We start from the raw sequence: 21,798 nt of genomic DNA on the forward strand, positions 1-21,798 counted from the left end.
TGGCATAAAACTTGAATGGGATTAATCGTCCCCCAAGGAGAGCGCCTATGCCAAGCTTTTTCAATGAAATGACCGATGCCGGCAGCACGCGCGAACACTACCGCGAGTTCTGCCGCTGGCTTGAACAGCAGCCAGCCGACAGCGTGGCCCGCAAGCGCGCCGAAGCCGATCTGAGCTTCCGCCGTGTCGGCATCACGTTCGCCGTGTACGGCGACGATGCCGGAACCGAACGCCTGATCCCCTTCGACATCATCCCGCGCATCATTCCGGCGCAGGAATGGTCCATGCTGGAGCGTGGCCTGGCGCAGCGGGTCAAGGCACTGAACATGTTCGTGCACGATATCTACCACGGACAGAACATCATCCGTGCCGGCATTATTCCCGCCGAGCAGATCTTCCGCAACGCCCAGTACCGGCCAGAAATGCAGGGCATCGACGTCGCCGCCGGCATCTATTCCCACATCGCGGGGGTCGATATCGTGCGCGCAGGCCAGGGCGAGTTCTACGTCCTGGAGGACAACCTGCGCGTGCCGTCCGGCGTCTCCTACATGCTGGAAGACCGCAAGATGATGATGCGGTTGTTCCCCGACCTGTTCGCACGCAACCGGGTGGCGCCGGTCGACCACTACCCGGACCTGTTGCTGGACAACCTGCGCTCGGTGGCGCCGCAAGGCGTGGACGATCCCACGGTGGTGGTCATGACGCCCGGCATGTACAACTCGGCCTATTTCGAACACGCCTTCCTCGCCCAGCAGATGGGCGTGGAACTAGTGGAAGGCAAGGACCTGTTCGTCAACGATAACGCGGTCTATATGCGCACCACGCACGGCCCGCGCCGCGTCGACGTGATCTACCGCCGGCTGGACGACGACTTCCTCGACCCGCTAGCCTTCCGCGCCGATTCCTCGCTGGGCGTGCCGGGCTTGCTGTCGGTGTACCGCGCCGGCCGCGTCACCCTGGCCAATGCCATCGGTACCGGCGTCGCGGACGACAAGTCGATCTACCCCTTCGTGCCCGACATGATCCGCTTCTACCTGTCAGAAGAACCGGTGCTGCACAACGTCCCCACCTGGCAATGCCGCAAGCCGGCCGACCTGGATTATGTGCTGGCCCACCTGCCGGAGCTGGTGGTCAAGGAAGTGCATGGCGCCGGCGGCTACGGCATGCTGGTCGGCCCGGCCAGCACGCGCGAACAGGTAGCGGCCTTCCGCGAACGCCTGGTCGCCAGGCCGGACGGCTACATCGCCCAGCCGACGCTGGCCCTGTCCAACTGCCCCACCTTCGTGGAAAGCGGCATTGCGCCGCGCCATGTCGACTTGCGCCCCTTTGTCCTGTCCGGAAAAACCGTTTCGATGGTGCCGGGCGGCCTGACCCGGGTCGCCCTGCAGGAAGGTTCCCTGGTGGTGAATTCCTCTCAAGGGGGCGGCACCAAGGACACCTGGGTACTGGAAGCATAAGGAGAATCCGTCATGTTAAGCCGAACCGCCGACCACCTGTTCTGGATGTCGCGCTACACCGAGCGCGCCGAGAACACTGCCCGCATGCTGGATGTCGCCGTGCAGACCTCGATGCTGCCGCAATCGCCCGCCGATACGGAGCGCAGCTGGCGCGCCCTGCTCGGCATCTCCGAGCTGGAGCCGGCCTATTGCGCCAAGTACCCCGCCGTCACCGCGCGTGACGTTATCGACTTCATGGTGCGCGATCCGTCCAACCCCTCGTCGATTGCGGCCTGCATGCGCGAAGCGCGCGAGAATGCGCGCGCCGTGCGCGGTGCACTGACCACCGAAGTGTGGGAAATTCAGAACCAGACCTGGCTCGACCTGCAGAAACACCTGGGCAACGGCTTGCTGGACCAGGATCCCGGCAAGTTTTTCGACTGGGTCAAATACCGCGCCCACCTGGCGCGCGGCGTCACGCTGGGCACCATGCTGAACGACGAGACGGTCAACTTCATCCGCCTTGGCGCCGCGCTGGAGCGCGCCGACAACACCGCGCGCATCCTCGACGTCAAGTTCCTTGGCATGCGCGACGGCGCCAGTGGCGAGCGCGATTTTTACTACTGGGCTGCGCTGCTGCGCTCCGTGTCGGGCTTCGAGATCTACCGAAGGGTCTACCGCGACGTGATCACGCCGGGGCGCGTGGCCGAACTGCTGATCCTGCGCCCCGACATGCCGCGCTCCCTGCTGGCCTGCATGGCGGAAGTGGTGGACAACCTGCGCGCGGTGCGCAACGACCTGTCGGCCGACACTGAACGCTATGCCGGCCGCCTGCACGCCGAACTGCAATTCGCCCGCATCGAGGACATCATGCAGCGCGGCCTGCACGACATGCTGAACGGCTTCCTGGCGCAGGTAAATGAACTGGGCAACCGGGTCAGCCGCGTCTTCCTGGTACCGCTGGCAGCCTGAGGACCAAGCATGCAACTGACAATACGCCACGAAACGCGCTACACCTACAGCAGTGCCCTGGCCTACAGCATCCAGCTGCTGCGCCTGACGCCGCGCGTGGAAGCCCAGCAGCACGTGCTGCAATGGGACCTTACCGCGCCCGGCCAATTGCACGCATTCACCGATGCCTTCGGCAATCGCTCGCATATGCTGACGCTGGCCACCCAGCACGACAAGCTGTCTATCGTCGCCAGCGGCACCGTGGAGACCAGCGACCCGCCCGGCGGTCGCATCCTGCACGATGATGCCTTGCCGCCGCTGGCCTATACCGTGCCAACGCCATTGACGTCCGCGACGCCCGCCATCCGGGCCCTGGCAGCTGCCACCCTGCCGCCGGGCAGGGCCAGCACGCCCGAACTGCTGCTGCTGGCCAGCCAGATCGTTGCCGCTGTCGCCTACCAGAGCGGCACCACTGAAGTCAGCACCAGCGCCGGCGCCGCGCTCGAACTGGGCAGCGGCGTCTGCCAGGACCATGCGCACGTCTTCCTCGCCTGCTGCCAGGCGCAAGGCATCCCGGCGCGCTATGTATCGGGCTATATCGACCCCGGCGGCGGCAGCCATGCCGCCAGCCATGCCTGGGTCGATGCCTGGGCCACGGACCCCGGCTATGAAGGCTGGGTCAGCCTGGACGTGACCCATGCGCGGCTGATGGACGCTGCCTATTGCCGCCTGGCCGTGGGACGCGACTATGAAGCGGCCGCCCCGCTCCGCGGCGTGCGGCGCGGCGGCGGTACCGAAACGCTGTCGGTCCTGGTACGGGTGCAATCGGGCCAGCAATCGAACCAGCAGTAGCGGGTGTAGAATCGGCTTTTCCTTCCTCAGGCCTTTTTCCGTATGACTTATTGTGTTGGCATGCGCCTCGATGCGGGGCTGGTATTCCTGTCGGACTCGCGCACCAATGCCGGCGTCGACCAGGTCAGCGCGGTGCGCAAGATGAGCGTGTTCGAAACTCCCGGCGAGCGCGTGCTGGTGTTGATGACTTCAGGGAACCTGTCGATTTCGCAATCGGTACGCCAACTGGTGGGCGAACTGACCGGCAGCAACGGCTATAGCGTCTGGGATGCGCCGAACCTGTTCGAAGCCGCCCGCGTGCTGGGCGAGGCCGTGCGCATCGTCCATGCGCGCGACGCCGAATCGCTGGGCAAGTTCGGCATCGACTTCAACATCAACCTGGTCTTCGGCGGCCAGGTGAAGGGCGAGCGCTGCCGCCTGTTCCACATCTACTCGGCCGGCAATTTCATTGAGGCCCAGGCCGAGAGCCCTTACTTCCAGATCGGCGAAGCCAAGTATGGCAAGCCGATCATCGACCGCGTGATCACCCCTGCCAGTTCGCTCGATGCAGCGGCCAAGTGTGCGCTGATTTCCATGGATTCGACGCTGCGCTCCAACGTATCGGTCGGCCTGCCGCTGGATTTGCTGGTGTACGAAGCCGATAGCCTGGCGGTGACCCGCTTCGTCACGGTGGACGAGAAGAACGCCTATTTCCAGATGATCCGCAGCACCTGGGGCCAGCAATTGAAAGCGATATTCGATGGCATCGATGCTCCCGAGTGGACGGCGATGTCCTCGCGCCCCAGCCAGCCAGTGCGCGCGCCGCGCCCCGCAGACCTGGACGGCGGCAAGACGCCTGCCGCGCCGCAAAGTTTCGCCCAGCACTTCGGTGACGGCCAGCAGTAAAACGCAACCCGGCTAGGCAGGCAAGCGCGCCAGCGTCCGTCAACTGCATCGCTTTCGCCGCAGCGAGCTCCATCAGCGCCCGAAGGCAGGCCCAAGCCGCGCCAGTTCAAGCTGGGCATCAACAATGACAACCAGCTTCGACGGGGAAGATCCAGCCAGTCGCTCATGGCTTATTCCTGAACTGGTGTGACCTGCACGCTGGTCACGCGCCACTTTCCTTCCTTGCGCACGTAAACGTCGATATAGCGGTAATGGCTGCCGAACTGCTTGCCGTCGTAGCTGCCGGTCATGCGCGTGCGGCCGCTCACCAGCGCCACGTCGCCGTAGAAGCGGATGTCCATGTCTTCCACGCCGTAGGGATCTATCACAAGCTTGGGCGACGTGATCGCATCGACGAAAGCTGCCTTGCCCGCCACGTCGCCGCGCGCGCTGATCTGGCGGAAATCCTCCGCCATGTTTTCCGCGATGGCGGCGCGGTCCTTGCGGATGATGGCTTTATCCCAGGCGTCGGCCTGCCGCGCAAGTTCTTCTGATGGCGACACGGCGAAGGCACTCACAGTGCCAAGCGCCAGCGCGGCTGCGATCACCATTTTGCGTATCTTCATTGGCTTTCCATATAAAGTTGACTAAATCGGGAACCGAACCCTGAACACCCGCGGATATTCGGCCGGGTATGGGGCGGCAAGCGCCGCCTCATACGCCTCGCGCAAGGTCTGGAACGCTGCAGGCTCAGCTTCCTGGTCGATGAGTTTCAGTTTGCGTGCGTAAGCGCGGCGAACGGCTCGCGCATCCGCGGACGAATCAAGGTCAAGAAGATCGAGAAAATTCAAGGGTAATGCGATCAGATATGCTGGTCTATCAGGATAGGATTGCCGTCAGGGTCGACGGCAATGATGTAAGCCGGTCCGGTGCTGGACTCGTCGACGCGTGAGGCCAGCGCCACGCCGTTTTCTTCAAGCTGGCGTTGAAGCTGGCGCACGTCGGTGTAACCGGGTACGAGCTGGGCGTTGCTGTCCCAGCCCGGATTGAAGGTCAGCGTATTTTTTTCGATCATGCCCTGAAACAGGCCGATGACCTGTTCGCCGTTCTTCATGATCAGCCAATTCTGCTCGATGTTGCCGCCAAAGTCCTTGAAGCCGAACTTCGCGTAAAACTCGCGCGAAGCCCGGATGTCTTTGACGTTCAGGCTAAGGGAAAATACGCCGAGTTGCATGCCGAATTCCTCCGCTCACTTGGACCATATCAATCTAACATCGGCTTAGATTGCCAGCAAGGCCTCCGGCACTTTGGCGCCCGCTTGCTGAGCCGCCTGCGCCACAGCGTGGATCTCTTTTTTCAGGCTGGCGGTGCTGGATGACAGGCTGCGCAGCATGAAGAAGGTTGGCGTATCCACCTTGGTCACCTGGCGCATGGTATTCATCGCAGCTTTGGCTTCCGGCAGGTCCTTCATCAATTGGTCGTATTGGGCAACCGCTTGTGCCAGCGAAGCCAGGCCTTGTTCGAGTTGCGCAACCGGCACCTGGCCGCCTGCGGCGAGTGCCTTGGTGGACGCCGTGACGCCGCGCAACTGGGCCTCCAGGTTTTTTTCAACGGCAAGGCGCGTCATCGATTCGGACAGTTGGCCGGCCTGTTCGCCCATTGCGGCAGCTTCCTGCGACTGGCCGAGGGCGGCCAAGAGTTGCTGGTTGCCGGTCAGGGTCATGCGGCTGGCATCGATGAAGCGCGCCATCATTTCCTTGGTGGGATCATTGGCACGATCCAGGCTGTTGAAGCTTGCACCGCCGTTCCCGTTCGACATCTGGGCTTGCGCCATCGGGGCGAACAAGGATAAAACCAGGGCACTGGCCCGCAAAATACGCATCAGATTACTCCATTCATGAAAAACCAATGACAAAAAGTTAAAATCAATTTTACTGGCCTTCCTTGTTAAAATGCAAAAATTTCCTAGAGTCAGCATTCCATGCCAGCTTTCGCGCCATTCACCCTGACCGCCCAGCGCCTGCAACTGCGCTCCCTGTCCCCTGCCGACGTGCCGGCGCTATTCCGCATGTATTCCGACCCGGATGCCATGCGCTACTGGAGCAGCGCACCGTGGGACAGCATGCAGCAGGCCGAGGCCTATTTCGCCGCGGCGCAAGCGGGCTACGAAAACGGCGAACTGCTGCGCATGGGCGTGGAAGTCGATGGCGAACTGGCCGGCATCATCAACCTGTACAGCTTCCACCGCCAGAACCGCCGTTGCGACATCGGCTACATGCTGGACCGCGCTTTCTGGGGCAAGGGCTATATGCAGGAAGCCATGGCCACCCTGATCGACTACGCCTTCCGCGTGCTGCGCCTGCATCGCATCGAAGCCGACATCGACCCGCGCAACACCGCCTCCGCCAAGCTGCTGAAAAGCTTGCACTTTGTGCATGAGGGCCATATGCGTGAGCGCTGGATCATCAATGGCGAGATCTGCGACACGGACTTTTTCGGCCTGCTGCGCTCCGATTGGCTGGCTGCACGCTAGCCGTTCATCGCGCGACACAGCAAGTCAGCCACCCCGCAGTGCAGTTCGTCGGAAGGCGCTCCACTGTTGCCGGCCGCAGCGGTACAGTTGCATCATCGAAACGCAAGGAGGAAATGATGAAAACGATTAACAAAAGCGCCAAGGAAACCGTGAAAGAAGTGTGGCAAGCCTTTGTCGGCATCGGCCGCCACTTCGTCCGCACGCTGGACCATATGTCCTGGCCTGCCATCGTCGGCATGTGCATCGTGATTGCCCTGTTCCTGACCATCCTGCCGCTGGCCATCACCCTGTTCATCGGCGTGCTGATCGCCAAGCTGGCCATCAATGCCTTCGGACACAAGAAACAACATGGGTAACCGGACCCGCAGCGTGCTCTCCTTTGTTGGAGAGATTGGCGACACAGCCAGCAGCCTGTGGTGGGACTTCTTCGACTGGCTGGCGCAAGTGCCTTTGCGCCAACTGGTGGTAACGTGGATGCTCGCCTTCCTGCTTGGCCTGACGCCCGTGCTGCATCCGAAACAGGTCGCCTTCTTCATCGTCGGCTCGGCCGGCCTGAAGATCCTCGCCGGCGGCAAGCGCAAGGCCGAAATTGAAGGACGCAAGGCGGCTGCGCAAGCCGGCACCGAAAGCCTGGAGCGCCGCCTGGTCGAAGCCCAGATGTCGGCCCTGCAAGCGCAGGTCGAACCGCACTTCCTGTTCAACACCCTGGCCCTGATCGGCCAGTTGATCGAAACCGACCCGCCGGAAGCGGCCAAGATCCACACCCACCTGATCGAATACCTGCGCGCCACCCTGCCACAGATGCGCTCACGCGGCAACGGCACGCTGGGACGCCAGATCCAGATGGCGCATTCCTATCTCGCCATCATGCAGGCTCGCATGAAGTCGCGCTTGTCCGTCTCGTTCGACGTGCCGAAGGAATTGGAAAGCGCCACCTTCCCGCCGATGATGTTGCAGATCCTGATCGAAAATTCGATCAAGCATGGCCTGGAACCGAAAGTGGAAGGCGGCCGCATCGACATCCGTGCCAGCGTCAGCGGCAGCGTGCTGCAGGTGGACGTGCAGGATGACGGCGTCGGTTTCAACGCCTATGCCGGCGACGGCGTCGGCCTGACCAATGTGCGCGAACGCCTCAAGCTGATGTACGGCACCCGCGCCCAGTTGCTGATCGAGCAGCCGATGGACGGCGGCTGCCGCGCGTCGATTTGCATTCCGTTTGCACCAGATATCTTTGCGAAACCTTGAGTCATGAGCAACCAGCCTAAAGCCACTGCCATCATCGCCGACGATGAAGAACCAATGCGCGACATGCTGCGCAAGCGCCTGCACGAAGCCTGGCCCGAACTGGACATCGTGGCCGAAGCGGCCAACGGCATCGAGGCAATCGCACTGGCCGGCCAGCACCAGCCCGACATCGTGTTCCTCGATATCCGCATGCCCGGCCTGACCGGCATCGAGGCCGCGCGCATGCTGTTCAACCGTTGCCACATCGTCTTCATTACTGCCTACGACCAATATGCGATCGAGGCCTTCGAACAAGGCGCGCTGGATTACCTGCTCAAGCCGGTCAACCTGGAGCGTTTGAAAACGGCCTGCGAACGCCTGCAGGCGCGCCTCGGCAAGACGCCCAACAATATCGAGCGCCAACTCAGCCAGCTCTTGCAGCAGACCGGCCGCAGCCCGTCCTCCGGCGCAGGCCCCGCGCAGCCCGAATACCTGCACTGGATCCAGGCCCAGGTCGGCAACAGCCTGCGCATGATCTCGACCAAGGAAGTGTTGTTCTTTCGCGCCGATGAAAAATATACGCGCGTGCAAACGGCACAAGGCGAATTCCTGATCCGCAAGACCTTGAAGGAGCTGGAAGATGAGCTGGACCCGAACGAGTTCTGGCGCATCCACCGCTCCACCCTCGTGCGCGTCGATGCGATTGCCGAGGTGACGCGCGACCTGCGCGGGCGCCAGATGGTCCGCGTGCGCAACTCCACCGAGGAACTCGAAGTCAGCCGCGGCAACACCCATTTATTCCAGCAAATGTGAGCTGCCCGCGCTCGCTTGCCCCCTGTACGGTGCTAGTCTATATTGACCTGACCATGCTGTAATTACAGGGAGAGAGTGATGACGATTCCAAAGGCCACGCGCGCGACCATCATGCCTTGCCTGCGTTACCGCGACGCGCCCGCCGCTATCGATTGGTTATGCAAGACCTTGGGCTTCAAGGCCGCGCTGGTGGTCCCCAACGAAGACGGCACCATTGCCCACGCCCAGCTTTCTTACGGCAATGGCATGGTCATGCTAAGCTCCATCTTTGACACCGACTATGGCCGTTTATTGAAGCAGCCAGCCCAGCTCGGGATGGTTGTCACCCAAACCGCCTACCTCGTCGTCAACGACGCCGACGAAGTGCACGCGCGCTGCGTGCAAGCCGGGGCGCCAATCGAGATGCCCTTGCAGGACGAAGATTACGGCGGCCGTGGATTTACCTGTCGAGATCCCGAAGGGCATGTGTGGAGCATAGGCACTTATGACCCTTGGGAGCACTGATGGGACGCACAGTTCACTTTGAAATCCAGGCCAGCGAGCCACAAACCCTGATCGACTTTTACGGCAAGATGTTCGACTGGAGCTTTTCCAAATGGGAAGGCGGTGAGTATTGGCTGGTGGGCACCGGCGAAGTCGGTGCGCCCGGCATCAATGGCGGCCTGCTGCCGCGCCGTGGCCCGCGGCCGGAAGAAGGCGCCTCCGTCAACGCCTTCGTCTGCACCGTCGATGTGGAAGACCTCGACCAATCCCTGGCGCTGCTGAAGGAACTCAAAGGCACCGTCGCCGTGCCGCGCATGCCCGTGCCTGGCGTCGGCTGGCTGGCCTACGCCAAGGACCCGGACGGCAATATCTTCGGCATGATGCAGAACGATGCCAGCGCTTCGTTCGAGGGGGCCTGAATGAGCGATGAACAGGCAATCCGCGACCTGGTCGCGGAATGGACCCGTGCCACCCTTGCCGCGGAAGTCGACCGCATCCTGCCGCTGATGACGGAAGACGTCGAATTCTACGTCCCCGGCCAGCCCATCATGCGCGGCCGCGCAGCGTTCGAAAAAGGCGTGCGTGCCGTGTTGGCGTCCCATCGCGTCGAATCCCACGCCGATGTGCAGCAGGTGGAAGTCAGCGGCAACCTTGCTTATTGCACGACTCACCTGCGCGTCGCGATTACGCCGCTGGCTGGCGGCGAAACCATGCGTAAGGAAGGCAATGTGCTGTCGGTGTATCGCAAGAGTCCTGCCGGCAAATGGCAATTGGCGCGCGACGCGAATATGCTTAATTGATCGCCGCGACCAGGGCGGCATCCGTCACCTGCGTCGGGCGGATCCTGATCAGGCTGCGGTATAGCGGAGGCAGGTGGCTGCACAATTCGTGCAGCGCCTGCTCCGCCATTGCCGGACGCACGTATTGGAACTGCGCCGGGTTGTTGAGTGGCAGGGCGCCTTCCATCGTCGAACCATAAGCGCCGAGCGCCATGAAGCTCAGCGCGCTTTCATCCGGGCCGACCGCGAACACAAAGGTGCCGTCTTTCGGATGCCCCAGGTAATGGCGCACTTCTGCTTGCATCGCCGCGTCGGCGCCTTCCATCAACTTGTAGCGCAGTTGCGCGTAAGCCCGCGTGCACTCCATGAAGGCAGTGCGGATGCTGGAAGTCTGCAGGCGGCCGTGACAGCACAGCAGCAGGTTGCCGAAAGAATCCAGCAGCGCCACCGCATCGCCCTTGCCGCCTTGCGCCTTGTCGCGCGCCATGGCTTGCTGCAGGTAGGGCGCCAGCCCGACGTCCGGCGTGCGCGGCTCGCAGCGGTAGGTCAGCGCATCGGGGAAAACGCGTTTCAGGGCGCGCACGATGAAGTGATCTTCCGGCAGCGTGGCCGGGTCTTTCAAGTCCGCTTGCGGTGGGTCGATATTGAACAGGTCCATCACGTTAGCCGACGTGGCCTCGAACACCAGCGAACACAAGGCTTGCGTTGGTTCCGCGATGGTTTTGCCGATGAAGAAAGGCTTTGGCGAAGCCCCGGCCCCGCGTCGTGCATACGACGAAGTACCCAGCACTGCCGGGTAGGCGAACGTGCGTTCTGCCTGCGGGCGCAACGCCACCGGCAGCGAAGGATAGAAGGCGGAACCGTTGTAGTTGATGCCTGCTTTGCTGTCAGGCGCCGCAACCACCACGTTGAAACCAGCCGCCAGGATGGCGCCCGTGCACATGCAGCACGGGTCGAGCGATGTCACGATGGTGATTTCTTCAGGGGGCGGCAGCTCGTGGCCTTTGGCGCGTTCGGCAAAGTACCAGTCGATCAACTGGCGTTCGCTGTGCGCGGTGGGGTCGTAAATCAGGCCATGCCTGATGACGTTGTTATGCAGCGCCTTGAGCACGGTGCCTCTGGCGTCCAGCATTACCCCGCCCACGCCGAAAGTGCCCTGGGTCTTCGCTGCAATGGCTTCAGACGCCGCAATGGCGACTGCCGTTTGAACGTCGATGGCCTTCTTCACGCTTGCGTCTTTACTTCTTCAAGTCCCAGCCGCCGAAGGCTTCCGGGAGTAATTCGGCGGCGGTGGTTTCACGCGTGTCGCCTTTCAGGTTGGCCAGCACAACCGGCAACTGGTTGCCGCCCAGCTCCAGCGTGACCTGGCGGCAAGCGCCGCATGGAGCGATCGGATTGTCCGTTTCGCCGACGACGGCCAGCTTGTCGAAATCGCCGGGCTGGTAGCCTTGCGCGATTGCGCTGAAGAAGGCGGTGCGCTCGGCGCAGTTGCACAGGCCGTAGCTGGCGTTTTCCACATTACAGCCGTGGAATACTTTGCCGTCCTTGGTCAGTAGCGCAGCGCCGACCTTGAAGTTGGAGTATGGGGTGTAGGCCTTCAGGCGCGCTGCCTTGGCCTCTTCGATCAGTTTTTCGTTGTTCATATATCTCCAGACCGGTAGTTGAGACGCGGCCGGCGCAGGCGGATGTCTGACCCTGCGGGTCAGACATCGGGGTACCGGTTTAAGGGCGAATAGTACGGTACACGATCGGATTCGCCATCGGCGCCGCATCGGCAATCGTGTATGCCGCCTGCACCTCACGCACCGCCTGTTCCGCAGCAGCCTGCGTGCGAGCGTGCACCATCGCCATTGGTTGCCCCGCTTGCAGCGGCTGTCCCAGCTCTGCCAGGTCGGTCAAACCAACAGCAAAGTCAATCGCATCGGTCGGACGACGGCGCCCGCCACCCAGCGATACCACCGCCAGCCCGATATCGCGGCAAACGGCAGAGGCAGCATAACCGCCACGCAGTGCCGGCACCGGCACCACGATCGGCGCCTTCTCCAGGTGTTTGTCCATATTCTCCACCAGGTCAGCCGGGCCGCCCAGCGCAGTCACCATGCGCGAGAAGCGTTCAGCCGCTTCACCGGAATCCAGTGCGTGCTGCAGCTTGGCGCGTGCATCGGCTTCATTGGCAGCCAGCTTGCCCAGCACCAGCATCTCGGCGCATAGCGACATCGTCACTTCGTGCAGGCGAGCAGGACGGAACTTGCCGGTCAGGTAGTCGATTGCACCGCGAACTTCCAGCGCATTGCCGGCCCATGGGGACAGCGATTCATTCATATCGGTCAGCAGTGCAGAGGTCAGCGTGCCTGCGCCATTGCCCACCTTGACGATGGATTCAGCCAGTTCAACCGATTTCTCGTAGCTTGGCATGAAGGCGCCGGAGCCGACCTTCACGTCCATCGCCAGCACGTCCAGCCCAGCGGCCAGCTTCTTCGACAGGATGGAGCCGGTGATCATCGCCACCGATTCCACGGTCGCGGTGACGTCGCGGATCGAGTAGAAGCGCTTGTCCGATGGCGCCAGCGACGAGGTCTGGCCGATGATGGCCACGCCGACGTCCTTCACCACTTCGCGGAACTTGTCGTTAGTCGGGACGGTGGAGTAGCCGGGAATCGAGTCGAACTTGTCCAGTGTGCCGCCGGTGTGGCCGAGGCCGCGGCCGGAGATCATCGGCACGAAGCCGCCGCAGGCCGCGATCATCGGGCCGAGCATCAGGGATACCACGTCGCCAACGCCGCCGGTGGAGTGCTTGTCCATCACCGGGCCTGGCAGGTTCAGGGATTTCCAGTCCAGCACTTCACCGGAATCGCGCATGGCCAGGGTGAAGGCTACGCGTTCGTCCATGGTCATGTCGTTGAAGAAAACTGCCATCGCCAGCGCGGCGATCTGGCCTTCACTGACGCTGTTGTCGGTGATGCCTTTGACGAAGAACTGGATTTCTTCTTTCGACAGCACGCCACCGTCACGTTTTTTACGGATGATTTCCTGAGGGAGGAACATTTTTTATCTCTTTCTTTTTGCTTCGAGCCGGTAGACCGCGGCTGTCGCAGGCCAAGTGTCTGACCCTGTGGGTCAGACACTGGTTTACCGGTTTTAGACGCCGTAAGGAATCCAGATATTTTTCACTTGCGAAGCATGCGCCAACACAACGCGGCCGCCTGCCTGTGCGGTCGAGAACCAGTCACGGCCCTTCGCGCCACCCGTCCAGGTGCGCTTCAGCGAACCGGCCGACAGCTTCTCAACTTCGGCACAACCAGCAGCCGAACCGTCGTGGCGCCATACAGCATCCACATCCGAGTGCGACGCCAGGGTACGCGCCAACTCATCCGCCGAACCGGTGACGATATTCACCACGCCACCCGGCAGGTCCGACGTATCGAAGACCTGGTACAGATCGGTCGCCGACAGCGGATAGGCTTCCGAAGGCACAGCCACCACGCGGTTGCCCACAGCGATCGCAGGCGCCACCAGCGAGATAAAGCCCAGCAGCGGATTCTCGTTCGGGCAAACGATGCCGATCACGCCGATCGCTTCGTTCAGCGCCACGGTGATGCCGTGCATCGGCGGCTGGTGGGCCAGGCCGTCGTACTTGTCGGCCCATGCTGCCCAGTAGAACAGGCGCTCGATGGAGGCTTGCACTTCCTTCTCGGCGTTCTTGGCGCCGGTCTGCGCAGCGATACGCTCGGCAAATTCGGCGCCGCGAGCGGCCAGGTTTTCGGCAATGTAGTACAGCACTTGCGCGCGGTTGTGCGCAGTGGCCTTGGTCCAGCCAGTCGCCTTGTGTGCAGCTTCTACCGCGTTACGGATGTCCTTGCGGTTGCCCTCGCCCACTTCGCCGAGGAACTTGCCGTCGGTGCCGTGGACGGCGCGCGAGTAAGCGCCGTCAGGGCGTGCCTGCTTGCCGCCGATGTACAGCTTGGCGGTGCGGTCAACCGCAAACGGATCAGCCGATGGGGCGAATTCGGTGTCAGGCTTGGACGGTTTCTTGAAGGTCGGGGCAGCCGGACGTGCATCTTCCGACACAGGCACCAGATACTCGAACATGCCTTCGCGGCCGCCTTCACGGCCGTAGCCGGATTCCTTGTAGCCGCCGAAGCCGCAGGCAGCGTCGAACTGGTTGGCGGTATTGATCCACACCACGCCAGCCTTGATCTGCGGCGCCATGTCCAGCGCCAGCGAGATGTTCTCGGTCCACACGCAGGAAGCCAGGCCGTACACGGTGTTATTAGCCAGTTGCACAGCTTCGGCAGGAGTACGGAAGCTCATTGCCACCAGTACCGGGCCAAAGATTTCGGCCTGCGCCACTGCGGCGGAAGTCGAGGCGCCGGTGATCAGGGTTGGCGGGAACCACGAGCCGGTGGCCGGCAGTTCGCAGCCGGCAGGCTGGTACACCTCGCAGCCTTCGGCACGGGCGGAATCCACCAGGCCGGCGATGCGCTGACGCTGGATCGGATCGACCAGGGCGCCGATGTCCATCGACTTGTCCAGCGGGGAACCCAGGCGCAGGTTGTCCATGCGCGCCTTCAGCTTCTTCAGGAAACGGTCCTGCACGGATTCCTGCACCAGCAGGCGGGAGCCGGCGCAGCAAACCTGGCCCTGGTTGAACCAGATCGAATCGACCAGGCCTTCGACTGCGGCATCCAGGTCCGCGTCTTCGAACACGATGAAGGGCGACTTGCCGCCCAGTTCCAGCGACAGCTTCTTGCCGGTGCCGGCGGTGGCTTCGCGGATGATGCGGCCGACCTCGGTGGAACCGGTGAAGGCCAGCTTGTCGATGCCCTGGTGGCCGACGATGGCTTCACCAGTGCGGCCGTCGCCGGTCACGATGTTCACTACGCCGGCAGGCACGCCAGCCTGCTGGCAGATTTCGGCGAACAGCATTGCGGTCAGCGGCGTGAATTCAGCCGGCTTGAAGACGATAGTGTTGCCGGCGGCCAGGGCTGGAGCGATCTTCCATGCCAGCATCAGCAACGGGAAGTTCCAGGGTACGATCTGGCCGACTACGCCGACGGCACGGTGACCGGGGAATTCTTCGTCCAGCAACTGCGCCCAGCCAGCGTGGTAGTAGAAGTGGCGCGCGACCAATGGCAGGTCGGCGTCGCGGGTTTCGCGGATGGTCTTGCCGTTGTCCAGGGTTTCCAGCACGGCAAACAGGCGCGCATGCTTTTGCATCAGGCGGGCGATCGCGTACATGATCCTGGCGCGGCCATGGCCGCCCAGTGCCTGCCAGCCCGGCAGCGCCTTGCGTGCCGCGGTGACGGCGCGTGCCACGTCGACGGCAGTCGCCTGGGTCAGTTCAGCCAGTTGCGAACCGTCGGCCGGGTTGAAGCAGGCGAAGGTTTCGCCAGGCTCGGTCCACTGGTTGTCGATAAACAGGCCGAACTTGCGGGAGCGCTGCTCCAGCCACGCTTGCGCTTCTTTCTGGCTTTCTGGTGCAGGGCCGTAGTCCATGGTGTTGAGGATCTCGTTAATAGTTGGCATGGCGTTGTCTTCTTATGGTTGCGCGTGGCGATGGGCGGCGGAGTAGGCGCCGGTCACATGGTGCTCCAGCTGGCGCTCGATGTCGGTCAGCAGGGACGAAGCACCGATACGGAACAGGTGCGGCTCCAGCCACTCGTTGCCCAGTTCTTCCTTCATCACGGTCATGTATTGCAGCGCGGCCTTGGCGGTACCTACGCCGCCGGCCGGCTTGTAGCCCACCTTGAAGCCGGTGCGCTCATAGTATTCGCGGATCGCGCGCACCATCACCAGCGACACCGGAATGGTGGCGTTGACGCCTTCCTTGCCGGTCGAAGTCTTGATGAAGTCAGCGCCGGCCATCATGCAGACCCACGAGGCCTTCGCCACGTTTTCCAGCGTCACCAGGTCGCCGGTGGCCAGGATGGCCTTCACGTGCGCTTCGCCGCAAGCCTTGCGGTAAGCCAGCATTTCATCGTACAGCGCTTGCCAGTTGCCGGTCAGGACGTGCTGGCGGGTGATCACGATGTCGATTTCTTTAGCGCCAGCCGCGACGGACAGTTCAACTTCGCGCACCTTGGTTTCCATGCTGGTCAAGCCGGCCGGGAAACCGGTCGACACTGCGGCGATTGGCAGGCGGCCTTTCAGCACTGCGTCCGCATGCTGGATCATCTCGTGGTACACGCAGACGGCGCCGGTCATGATCTTGCGCTCCTGCAGGCCCAGTGCTTCCACCAGGTCCTGGCGCAGCGGGCGCATGGCCTTCATGCACAGGCGCTCAACGCGGCCCGGGGTGTCGTCGCCGGCCAGGGTGGTCAGGTCGATCAGTTCGATTGCCTTCACCAGCCAGGCGGCCTGGTACTCTTTCTTCACGGTGCGGCGGTTCGCCAGCGATGCGGCGCGGCGGTCCGCGGCGGCCTTGTTCACGTGGATGTGATTCAGCCAGCCCAGGTCGAGGCCAATGGCCTCGTTGCGCTTGAAGTTTTCGATGATGGTCATAGCAGGTTGGTTCCGTTGGAAAGAGGTTTCACGCCCAGGTGATGCGCGATGGTCTGGCCGATGTCGGAGAAAGTCTCGGAAATGCCGAGCGACTGTGGCTTGACGCCAGGGCCGAAGAACAGCACAGGAATATGTTCGCGGGTATGGTCGGAGCCTGGTGCGGTCGGGTCGCAGCCGTGATCGGCGGTGATCACGCACAGGTCGCCGTCCTTCAGGTTGGCGATGAATTCCGGCAGGCGCGCATCCATTTCATGCAGCGCGTTCGAGTAGCCGGCGACGTCGCGGCGGTGGCCGAAATGCATGTCGAAGTCGACGAAGTTGACAAAGGTCAGCGACTTGTCGCCCGCTTCGCGCTGGGCTTCCAGCAGCTTGTCGAACAGCGCCATATTGTCCGGGCCCTTCAGCACGCGGCTCACGCCTTGCGCAGCGTAGATATCGCTGATCTTGCCCAGTGCGATCACCTCGCCGCCTTCGTTCTTCACGTGGTCCAGCAGGGTTGGCGCGCTTGGCGGCACGGCATAGTCGTGGCGGTTGGCGGTGCGCTTGTAGTCACCGTTGGCGCCTACGAACGGGCGGGCGATGATGCGGCCGATGTTGTACGGCTTGACCAGCTCATAGGCCTTCTCGCACATATCGTACAGGCGCTCCAGGCCAAAGTGCTCTTCGTGGCATGCGATCTGCAGCACGGAGTCGGCGGAGGTGTACAGGATAGGCTTGCCGGTCGCGACGTGCTCGTCGCCCAGTTCATTGATGATGGTGGTACCGGAGGCATGGCAGTTGCCGAGGAAGCCCGGGACGCCGGTCAGCTCCTGCAGCTTGTCGGTCAGTTCTTTCGGGAAGGACGGCACTTCTTTCGGGAAGTAGCCCCAGTCGAACAGCACCGGCACGCCGGCGATTTCCCAGTGGCCGGACTGGGTATCCTTGCCGGTGGATTGTTCGCGTGCCGCGCCGTAAGCGCCGGTGAAACCGTCGCGCTTCTCAAAGCCGGCAGCCCACTGGCCGGACGCGGTATGCGCGGCGGCCGCCAGGCCCAGGCCTTCCATGGTTGGCAGCGACATCGGCTTGCCTTCGCTGGCCGCCCATTTGGCGATGTGGCCGAAAGTGTTGTAGGCCTGGTCGCCGTATTTATGGGCGTCCGGCGTTGCGCCGAGGCCGAAGGAGTCTAACAACAGGATAAATGCGCGGGACATGGGGTGCCTCTCTCAAAACCGTTAGTTCGGTGCCCGACCCGCAGGGTCAGACACCTGTGTGCCGCAGCCGCAGGCCGCCGATCTGAAGGTGTCTGACCCTGCGGGTCAGACATCGCTTTACCGGTTTTAAGCCTTAGGAGCCTTGGCCACATTCTCCAGGAACGCCAGAATCAGCTTGATCAGCGACTCCGCGCCAACAGCCGCATACTTCAGCGTCTGCTCGTGCGACAGCGGGAACGGCGACAGGCCTTCCGCCAGGTTGGTAACAACGGAAACGCCAACAACTTTCAGGCCGCAGTGACGCGCCGACACCACTTCCGGTACCACCGACATGCCGACAACATCCGCGCCCAGGGTCTTGAACGCGCGGATTTCAGCAGGAGTCTCGAAGTTCGGGCCCGGGTAAGCGATGTACACGCCTTCATGCAGGGTGATCGACTTGTCAGCAGCGGTCGACTGCAGCAGCTTGCGCAGGTCCGCATCGTAGGCATTCGCCATCGAGAAGAAACGCGGGCCGAAACGCTCATCGTTCGGGCCAACCATCGGGGTACCCGGCAGGAAGTTGATGTGGTCATTCAGCGCCACCAGCGAACCTGCGTCCACTTCGGTGCGCAGCGAGCCGGCAGCATTGGTCACGAACAGCATCTCGCAGCCCAGCAGCTTGATGGTGCGCACGGCGGAAGTCATCACCGCAGGGCCGTAGCCTTCGTAGAAGTGGCCGCGGCCCTTCAGGCAGACAACCTGCACGCCCGCCAGCGTGCCCAGTACCAGTTGGCCGGCGTGGCCGTGCACGGTAGAGATCGGGAAACCTGGCAGTTCGTCGAAGGAGATCGACACTGCATCGGTCATCTGTTCGGCCAGCACGCCAAGGCCGGAGCCCAGGATCATTGCAACGCGTGGCTGGAAATTGGCCGGCATGCGAGCACGGATGATGGCGGCTGCCTGGAATGGGGTATTGGAAGACATGGAGTTCCTCGTTTTTATATCTTTAGGTGAGCTGGCCAGAACAGGCCCTTGAACGTACCACGACACTATGCATCATCGTCTATATGTATGGCAAATACCATTTTTCTTTACTATTTATACGCAAGCGCTATAAATATGTGTTTATTATAGGAGCAGCTTCCGTTTGACACGCAACGGACAAATGTTTAGCATCACAAACAAATGTTTATAGCGAGCTTTTCGTGACCGATCTCTCCCGCAAGGAACAGCTTTACGAGCTGATCCGGGCTAACCCTTTCATCTCCCAGCAAGAGCTGGCGGAGCAGCTCGCCCTGTCGCGCTCTGCCGTGGCCGGCCACATTGCCAGCCTGATCCGCGAGCGCAAACTGCTGGGCCGCGCCTATGTGTTGCGCAACGAGCGCACCGTGCTGTGCATCGGCGCAGCCTGCCTTGACCGCAAGCTGCGCCCACATGCCCCGCTGCAAATGGCCACCTCCAACCCGGCTTGCGCTGAGGAAAGTTTTGGCGGAGTGGCAAGGAATATCGCCGCCAACCTGGCCCAGCTCGGCCTGCCCTGCTCCCTGCTGACCGCCCTCGGCGACGACTCGTCCGGCCGCGCCCTGCGCGCCCAGGCCGAAGCATTCGGCATCGGCATGGAAGGCAGCCTGCAGGTCAACGGCATCGGCAGCGGCACCTACACCGCCGTGCTGGACGCCTCCGGCGAGATGGTGGTCGCGCTGGCCGACATGGCCATCTTCGACCAGCTTACTCCAGGCTGGGTTGCCAGCCGCCAGCCGCAGCGCAATGCCGCCGGCATGGTGGTGGCGGACCTGAACGTGCCAATCGAATCCGTTGCCATGCTGATGGCCGATGCCCGTGCCTCCGGCGTGCCGCTGGTGGTGGTCGCCGTTTCGCAGCCAAAAATGGCACGCCTGCCGAAAGACCTGACCGGCCTGTCGCTGCTGATCCTGAATCGCGGCGAACTGGAAACCCGTGCCGGCCGCGTCCTGCCGACCGAAGCCGACGTGCAAGCGGCCTGCCACACGCTGCAAGCCGATGGCGCGCGCGACATCATCGTCACCTGCGGCGCCAGCGGCGTCTATCACACACTGGGCGCTGCGCTGCACTGGCTGCCGGCGCATGACGCCAAGGTAGTCGACGTGACCGGCGCCGGCGATGCCTTCTCGGCCGCCGTCTGCTGGTCGCTGCTGCAGGACCCCGAACAACTGACCCTGGCCTGCGAGCGCGGACTGAAAGCCGCCTCGATCACCCTGGCCAGCCCGCACACCGTGTCGCCCGAGCTGAGCGCAGACCTGCTCGCCATCGCGCATACCGAGGAGTAAAACCATGCACCAGTTCCTGTCCTTCTCCCCAGAAGTCGCCAATGCCCGCGCCACCGGCAAGCCGATCGTCGCGCTGGAATCGACCATCATTTCGCATGGCATGCCCTACCCTCAGAACGTGCAGACCGCGCGTGAAGTGGAGCAGATCATCCGCGACGCAGGTGCCGTGCCGGCCACCATCGCCATTATCGGCGGCAAGATCTGCGTCGGCCTGACTGAGGAACAGCTCGAAGAACTTGGCAACTCGCCGGACGCGATCAAGGTCTCGCGCCGCGACCTGGCCTACGTCCTTTCGCAGGGCAAGCTGGGCGCCACCACCGTGGCAGCAACCATGATCTGCGCGCAACTGGCCGGCATCAAGGTATTCGTCACCGGCGGCATCGGCGGCGTGCACCGCGGCGCCGAGACCAGCATGGATATTTCCGCCGACCTGCAGGAACTGGCCCAGACCAATGTGGCCGTGGTGTGCGCGGGTGTGAAATCGATCCTCGACATCGGCCTGACGCTGGAATACCTGGAGACGCATGGCGTGCCGGTGGTATCCGTCGGCCAGCCTGGCTTCCCGGCATTCTTTACGCGCGAAAGCGGCTTCAATGCCGACTTCCAGCTCGACACGGCCGCCGAACAGGCATCTTTCATCTCCACCAAGTGGGCCCTTGGCCTGCATGGCGGCGTGGTGGTATCCGCACCGGTACCGGTGGAAGAAGCCATGCCGAAAGACGAAATCGACGCCATCACCCTGCGCGCTCTGCAGGAAGCCGAAGAAAACGGCGTCACCGGCAAGAAGGTTACGCCCTTCCTGCTGGCACGCATCAAGACCCTTACCGAGGGCCGCAGCCTGAAGACCAATATCGCACTGGTGAAAAACAACGCGCGCGTCGGCGCTGCCCTGGCGCGTGAGCTGCAGGAGCATCCATGTCCATCGACCTGAAACAGTTAAAGTACTTCCTCGCCGTCGCCGAAGAGAAGAGCTTCAGCCGCGCGGCCGAACGCCTGCATATCTCGCAGCCGCCGCTGTCCCAGCAGATCATGAAGCTGGAAGCGGAGCTGGGAGTGAAGCTGTTCGCCCGCACCACGCGCACCTTTGAGCTGACTGTCGCCGGCAAGGCCCTGATGCAGGAAGCATCGGACCTGCTGGCCAAAATGCGCATGACCATCGACACCGTGCGCCAGATCGACCGCGGCGAAGTGGGCCGCCTGCGCGTGGGCATCGTGGGTTCGGCAATGTGGGGGCCGATTCCTTCGATGCTGGAAGAATTCCAGAGCAAATATCCGCGCGTGACCTGGACTATTCACGAGTCGGGTCCAACGGTGCAGTATGACGCGCTGCGCGCCAAGCAAATCGACGTCGGCTTCTGGCGCGAGCCAAAGCTGGATGATGATGAACTGCGGCGCGACAATCTGAAGCAGGAACTGTGCTTCCGCGAGAATGTCTGCGTGGCGGTGAATGAACACCACCCGCTGGCGAAGATGGATGCGATCGAGCTGGCGGATATTGCCGATGATCCGATGCTGACGCTGGCGTTGGACAAATCGGCGTTTCCGCGCTACCTGATCCAGTGCTGCGTGAATGCGGGATTCCAGCCGGAGATTTTCCAGGAGGCGCACGAGCCGCAAACCTTGCTGGCCATGGTCGGCGCAGGCCTGGGTGTCACGCTGATGCCGGAAACCACGGCACGTATCGGCTGGCCGGGCGTAGTGTTCCTGCCGATCCGCACCAACGCGCCGTCGGCAAACCTGTACATCACCTACACCACGCTGGATGACGCGCCCGTTGTGCGTGCCTTCCTCAATATCTTGCGGCCACCGGCAACCTGAGGCCGGCTTCAGTTGGCGCGGGCAAAGACCTTGTCCGCGATCAGCCAAGGCCGGAAAACCAGCAGC

General features: G+C 62.6%; 24 protein-coding genes. 14 read left to right on the plus strand and 10 right to left on the minus strand.

The window, feature by feature from the left end; translation table 11 throughout:
- The first annotated feature begins 47 nt into the window (after positions 1 to 47).
- The 4 genes from ASD58_RS14400 to ASD58_RS14415 are packed head-to-tail and all read left to right on the plus strand — an operon-like array spanning position 48 to position 4,124.
- The gene (locus ASD58_RS14400) at positions 48 to 1,457 is read left to right on the plus strand and encodes a circularly permuted type 2 ATP-grasp protein (RefSeq protein WP_057261841.1); all 1,410 of its coding nucleotides are present in this window, start codon (positions 48 to 50) and stop codon (positions 1,455 to 1,457) included.
- 12 nt (positions 1,458 to 1,469) lie between these two features.
- Positions 1,470 to 2,408, plus strand: a complete 939-nt coding sequence (locus ASD58_RS14405; protein WP_057261842.1) for an alpha-E domain-containing protein — start codon at positions 1,470 to 1,472, stop codon at positions 2,406 to 2,408.
- Between the two features lie 9 nt (positions 2,409 to 2,417).
- Positions 2,418 to 3,239 carry a transglutaminase family protein gene (locus tag ASD58_RS14410; protein ID WP_057261843.1) on the plus strand — a complete coding sequence of 274 codons (822 nt, stop codon included), beginning with the start codon at positions 2,418 to 2,420 and terminating at the stop codon, positions 3,237 to 3,239.
- A gap of 42 nt (positions 3,240 to 3,281) precedes the next feature.
- Positions 3,282 to 4,124 carry a hypothetical protein gene (locus tag ASD58_RS14415; protein ID WP_057261844.1) on the plus strand — a complete coding sequence of 281 codons (843 nt, stop codon included), beginning with the start codon at positions 3,282 to 3,284 and terminating at the stop codon, positions 4,122 to 4,124.
- Positions 4,125 to 4,294: 170 nt separating this feature from the next.
- On the opposite strand, the gene ASD58_RS14420 is transcribed toward ASD58_RS14415, so the two are convergent.
- The 3 genes from ASD58_RS14420 to ASD58_RS14435 all read right to left on the minus strand — a co-directional run bounded on the left by ASD58_RS14420 (position 4,295) and on the right by ASD58_RS14435 (position 5,985).
- Positions 4,295 to 4,729 (minus strand): nuclear transport factor 2 family protein, encoded by a 435-nt coding sequence (locus ASD58_RS14420; protein WP_057261845.1) that lies wholly within the window; start codon positions 4,727 to 4,729, stop codon positions 4,295 to 4,297.
- Between the two features lie 236 nt (positions 4,730 to 4,965).
- A complete protein-coding gene (locus ASD58_RS14430; RefSeq protein WP_057261847.1) occupies positions 4,966 to 5,337 on the minus strand; it encodes a VOC family protein in 372 nt (123 codons plus the stop codon).
- Positions 5,338 to 5,382: 45 nt separating this feature from the next.
- Positions 5,383 to 5,985, minus strand: coding sequence for a hypothetical protein (locus tag ASD58_RS14435; protein ID WP_057261848.1), 603 nt, complete (start codon positions 5,983 to 5,985; stop codon positions 5,383 to 5,385).
- A gap of 99 nt (positions 5,986 to 6,084) precedes the next feature.
- On the opposite strand from ASD58_RS14435, the gene ASD58_RS14440 reads away from it, so the two are divergent.
- From ASD58_RS14440 to ASD58_RS14470, 7 genes are all read left to right on the plus strand, one after another.
- Positions 6,085 to 6,636, plus strand: a complete 552-nt coding sequence (locus tag ASD58_RS14440) for a GNAT family N-acetyltransferase (RefSeq protein ID WP_057261849.1) — start codon at positions 6,085 to 6,087, stop codon at positions 6,634 to 6,636.
- 113 nt (positions 6,637 to 6,749) lie between these two features.
- On the plus strand, positions 6,750 to 6,992 hold the full coding sequence (locus tag ASD58_RS14445) for a hypothetical protein (protein WP_156401280.1): 243 nt from the start codon (positions 6,750 to 6,752) through the stop codon (positions 6,990 to 6,992).
- The gene (locus ASD58_RS14450; RefSeq protein ID WP_082565417.1) at positions 6,985 to 7,881 is read left to right on the plus strand and encodes a sensor histidine kinase; all 897 of its coding nucleotides are present in this window, start codon (positions 6,985 to 6,987) and stop codon (positions 7,879 to 7,881) included. Before ASD58_RS14445 ends, ASD58_RS14450 begins: the two co-directional genes overlap by 8 nt.
- 3 nt (positions 7,882 to 7,884) lie before the next feature.
- A complete protein-coding gene (locus ASD58_RS14455; RefSeq protein WP_057261852.1) occupies positions 7,885 to 8,673 on the plus strand; it encodes a LytTR family DNA-binding domain-containing protein in 789 nt (262 codons plus the stop codon).
- A gap of 78 nt (positions 8,674 to 8,751) precedes the next feature.
- Positions 8,752 to 9,177, plus strand: a complete 426-nt coding sequence (locus ASD58_RS14460; RefSeq protein WP_200951607.1) for a VOC family protein — start codon at positions 8,752 to 8,754, stop codon at positions 9,175 to 9,177.
- Complete coding sequence (locus ASD58_RS14465) at positions 9,177 to 9,575, plus strand: VOC family protein (RefSeq protein WP_057261854.1); 399 nt, start codon at positions 9,177 to 9,179, stop codon at positions 9,573 to 9,575. The genes ASD58_RS14460 and ASD58_RS14465 overlap by 1 nt, the downstream gene beginning before the upstream one ends.
- Entirely contained in the window at positions 9,576 to 9,956 is a 381-nt protein-coding gene (locus ASD58_RS14470) for an SgcJ/EcaC family oxidoreductase (protein ID WP_057261855.1), read from the plus strand.
- On the opposite strand, the gene ASD58_RS14475 is transcribed toward ASD58_RS14470, so the two are convergent.
- From ASD58_RS14475 to xapA, 7 genes are all read right to left on the minus strand, one after another.
- On the minus strand, positions 9,949 to 11,163 hold the full coding sequence (locus ASD58_RS14475; protein WP_057261856.1) for a nucleoside deaminase: 1,215 nt from the start codon (positions 11,161 to 11,163) through the stop codon (positions 9,949 to 9,951). The genes ASD58_RS14470 and ASD58_RS14475 overlap by 8 nt on opposite strands.
- Positions 11,164 to 11,173: 10 nt before the next feature.
- On the minus strand, positions 11,174 to 11,578 hold the full coding sequence (locus ASD58_RS14480; RefSeq protein ID WP_057261857.1) for a cytidine deaminase: 405 nt from the start codon (positions 11,576 to 11,578) through the stop codon (positions 11,174 to 11,176).
- A 79-nt stretch (positions 11,579 to 11,657) separates the two neighbouring features.
- Positions 11,658 to 12,980 carry a thymidine phosphorylase gene (deoA, locus tag ASD58_RS14485; protein ID WP_057261858.1) on the minus strand — a complete coding sequence of 441 codons (1,323 nt, stop codon included), beginning with the start codon at positions 12,978 to 12,980 and terminating at the stop codon, positions 11,658 to 11,660.
- Between the two features lie 93 nt (positions 12,981 to 13,073).
- On the minus strand, positions 13,074 to 15,461 hold the full coding sequence (locus ASD58_RS14490; protein ID WP_373994449.1) for an aldehyde dehydrogenase family protein: 2,388 nt from the start codon (positions 15,459 to 15,461) through the stop codon (positions 13,074 to 13,076).
- Positions 15,462 to 15,473: 12 nt separating this feature from the next.
- Positions 15,474 to 16,436, minus strand: a complete 963-nt coding sequence (gene deoC, locus ASD58_RS14495; RefSeq protein ID WP_057261860.1) for a deoxyribose-phosphate aldolase — start codon at positions 16,434 to 16,436, stop codon at positions 15,474 to 15,476.
- Positions 16,433 to 17,626, minus strand: a complete 1,194-nt coding sequence (locus tag ASD58_RS14500) for a phosphopentomutase (protein ID WP_057261861.1) — start codon at positions 17,624 to 17,626, stop codon at positions 16,433 to 16,435. The genes deoC and ASD58_RS14500 overlap by 4 nt, the downstream gene beginning before the upstream one ends.
- 126 nt (positions 17,627 to 17,752) lie before the next feature.
- Positions 17,753 to 18,592 carry a xanthosine phosphorylase gene (gene xapA / locus ASD58_RS14505; RefSeq protein WP_057261862.1) on the minus strand — a complete coding sequence of 280 codons (840 nt, stop codon included), beginning with the start codon at positions 18,590 to 18,592 and terminating at the stop codon, positions 17,753 to 17,755.
- 221 nt (positions 18,593 to 18,813) lie between these two features.
- Between xapA and ASD58_RS14510 the strand changes: the two genes are divergently transcribed.
- The 3 genes from ASD58_RS14510 to ASD58_RS14520 are packed head-to-tail and all read left to right on the plus strand — an operon-like array spanning position 18,814 to position 21,732.
- On the plus strand, positions 18,814 to 19,914 hold the full coding sequence (locus ASD58_RS14510; protein WP_057261863.1) for a carbohydrate kinase: 1,101 nt from the start codon (positions 18,814 to 18,816) through the stop codon (positions 19,912 to 19,914).
- 4 nt (positions 19,915 to 19,918) lie between these two features.
- On the plus strand, positions 19,919 to 20,845 hold the full coding sequence (locus ASD58_RS14515) for a pseudouridine-5'-phosphate glycosidase (protein ID WP_057261864.1): 927 nt from the start codon (positions 19,919 to 19,921) through the stop codon (positions 20,843 to 20,845).
- Positions 20,830 to 21,732 (plus strand): LysR family transcriptional regulator, encoded by a 903-nt coding sequence (locus tag ASD58_RS14520; protein ID WP_057261865.1) that lies wholly within the window; start codon positions 20,830 to 20,832, stop codon positions 21,730 to 21,732. The genes ASD58_RS14515 and ASD58_RS14520 overlap by 16 nt, the downstream gene beginning before the upstream one ends.
- Positions 21,733 to 21,798: the final 66 nt, after the last annotated feature.

Origin of the sequence: Duganella sp. Root1480D1 (assembly GCF_001427305.1) — a bacterium.
Taxonomy (GTDB): Bacteria; Pseudomonadota; Gammaproteobacteria; order Burkholderiales; family Burkholderiaceae_D; genus Rugamonas.

Coding starts and splice junctions, on each gene's coding strand:
- ASD58_RS14400 (WP_057261841.1), top strand. CDS start 48: ATGCCAAGCTTTTTCAATGAAATGACCGATGCCGGCAGCACGCGCGAA.
- ASD58_RS14405 (WP_057261842.1), top strand. CDS start 1,470: ATGTTAAGCCGAACCGCCGACCACCTGTTCTGGATGTCGCGCTACACC.
- ASD58_RS14410 (WP_057261843.1), top strand. CDS start 2,418: ATGCAACTGACAATACGCCACGAAACGCGCTACACCTACAGCAGTGCC.
- ASD58_RS14415 (WP_057261844.1), top strand. CDS start 3,282: ATGACTTATTGTGTTGGCATGCGCCTCGATGCGGGGCTGGTATTCCTG.
- ASD58_RS14420 (WP_057261845.1), bottom strand. CDS start 4,729: ATGAAGATACGCAAAATGGTGATCGCAGCCGCGCTGGCGCTTGGCACT.
- ASD58_RS14430 (WP_057261847.1), bottom strand. CDS start 5,337: ATGCAACTCGGCGTATTTTCCCTTAGCCTGAACGTCAAAGACATCCGG.
- ASD58_RS14435 (WP_057261848.1), bottom strand. CDS start 5,985: ATGCGTATTTTGCGGGCCAGTGCCCTGGTTTTATCCTTGTTCGCCCCG.
- ASD58_RS14440 (WP_057261849.1), top strand. CDS start 6,085: ATGCCAGCTTTCGCGCCATTCACCCTGACCGCCCAGCGCCTGCAACTG.
- ASD58_RS14445 (WP_156401280.1), top strand. CDS start 6,750: ATGATGAAAACGATTAACAAAAGCGCCAAGGAAACCGTGAAAGAAGTG.
- ASD58_RS14450 (WP_082565417.1), top strand. CDS start 6,985: ATGGGTAACCGGACCCGCAGCGTGCTCTCCTTTGTTGGAGAGATTGGC.
- ASD58_RS14455 (WP_057261852.1), top strand. CDS start 7,885: ATGAGCAACCAGCCTAAAGCCACTGCCATCATCGCCGACGATGAAGAA.
- ASD58_RS14460 (WP_200951607.1), top strand. CDS start 8,752: ATGACGATTCCAAAGGCCACGCGCGCGACCATCATGCCTTGCCTGCGT.
- ASD58_RS14465 (WP_057261854.1), top strand. CDS start 9,177: ATGGGACGCACAGTTCACTTTGAAATCCAGGCCAGCGAGCCACAAACC.
- ASD58_RS14470 (WP_057261855.1), top strand. CDS start 9,576: ATGAGCGATGAACAGGCAATCCGCGACCTGGTCGCGGAATGGACCCGT.
- ASD58_RS14480 (WP_057261857.1), bottom strand. CDS start 11,578: ATGAACAACGAAAAACTGATCGAAGAGGCCAAGGCAGCGCGCCTGAAG.
- deoA (WP_057261858.1), bottom strand. CDS start 12,980: ATGTTCCTCCCTCAGGAAATCATCCGTAAAAAACGTGACGGTGGCGTG.
- ASD58_RS14490 (WP_373994449.1), bottom strand. CDS start 15,461: ATGCCAACTATTAACGAGATCCTCAACACCATGGACTACGGCCCTGCA.
- deoC (WP_057261860.1), bottom strand. CDS start 16,436: ATGACCATCATCGAAAACTTCAAGCGCAACGAGGCCATTGGCCTCGAC.
- ASD58_RS14500 (WP_057261861.1), bottom strand. CDS start 17,626: ATGTCCCGCGCATTTATCCTGTTGTTAGACTCCTTCGGCCTCGGCGCA.
- xapA (WP_057261862.1), bottom strand. CDS start 18,592: ATGTCTTCCAATACCCCATTCCAGGCAGCCGCCATCATCCGTGCTCGC.
- ASD58_RS14515 (WP_057261864.1), top strand. CDS start 19,919: ATGCACCAGTTCCTGTCCTTCTCCCCAGAAGTCGCCAATGCCCGCGCC.
- ASD58_RS14520 (WP_057261865.1), top strand. CDS start 20,830: ATGTCCATCGACCTGAAACAGTTAAAGTACTTCCTCGCCGTCGCCGAA.